Below are 1,114 nucleotides of genomic sequence, written 5' to 3'. Positions count from 1 at the left end.
CAAGTGCAACAGCGGGGTCAATGACGATTCCGTGCTTGGCGCAGTTCTCAATGAAGGCTTCTGCGGGAGTGCGCCAGCCGAGTGTTTTACGCGGTCGGGTGTTCATCGACAGCGCAATCGCGTCAAGCTGACGCTGTGAGAGCACCGAGAGGTCTGCTCCCTTTGGCAAGTACTGGCGCAGCAGACCATTGGTGTTTTCGCAGATGCCGCGCTGCCAGGGGCTGTGCGGGTCACAGAAGTAGATCCGAATACCTGTCGCCTCGGCGAGCTTGCGATGTAGCGCCATTTCCTTGCCCTGGTCGTACGTCAGCGTCTTGCGCAACTCCTCGGGCAAGGGCGCGAACGCGGCGCTGTAGGCCTGCAAGGCGGCCTCGGCGGTACTGCCGTCGATCTTCACCAGCATCAGGAACAAGGTGCTGCGATCGATGAGCGTACCGACTGCCGAGCGGTTACCAGCCCCTTTGATCAGGTCACCCTCCCAGTGCCCCGGGATCAGCCGATCGTTGGCCTCAGGGGGGCGCACATGAATGCTCACCATGTCGTTGAGTTGCCCGCGCCGGTCCTGCCCGCGCGAGCGAGGCTTGCGGGCACCGTGCGCCTGTCGCAGCAGGCTGACCAACTCGCGCCGCAGCGCACCGCGTGGCGCGGCATAAATAGCGTGGTAGATCGTTTCGTGGGAGACGTTCAAAGCAGGTTCGCCGGGATGGACACGTTTGAGCTGTGCAGCCACCTGCTCTGGCGAGAAGCGTCTCTCCAGGTATTGGCGCACCTCAGGCCACAGCTTGCCTTGTCGGCACAACTTGCGCTCACGACGGGGCTTGCGTCGCAATCTGGAGGCCCGCTGACCGGCGCGCACCGCATTGTAGCCACCGGCGATCGTGGGCCGCCCCATTGGGCCACGCTCTTGTTCCGGTTTCCAGCCGTTGCGCCGAAGCTCCCGGCTGATCGTGCTGGCTGAGCGTTGCAGTGCACGCGCAATCTCCCGCGTGCTTCGCTGCTCCAGCTTCATCGCGAAGATCGCACCACGCTCCTCGGCGCTCAGGTGTTCGTAGCTTTGTCCCATGCAACACATCCTAGGCAATGTGTTGCACTTGATCCTTGAAACCGCCAAGCA

1 protein-coding gene is annotated in these 1,114 nt (G+C 62.8%); it reads right to left on the bottom strand.

Translation table 11 applies throughout. The annotated features are described in order from the left end of the window. Window positions 1-1,063, bottom strand: a 1,063-nt coding sequence (locus tag AAHM38_RS25440; RefSeq protein WP_342234422.1) for an IS30 family transposase, incomplete at its 3' end; no start/stop codon positions are given. Window positions 1,064-1,114: the final 51 nt, after the last annotated feature.

Source organism: Ralstonia sp. OTU4908 (assembly GCF_038440115.1).
Lineage (GTDB): Bacteria > Pseudomonadota > Gammaproteobacteria > Burkholderiales > Burkholderiaceae > Ralstonia > Ralstonia pickettii.
The sequence above is the reverse complement of the archived record's forward strand: the minus strand, read 5'-3'. Positions and strand labels throughout refer to the sequence as shown.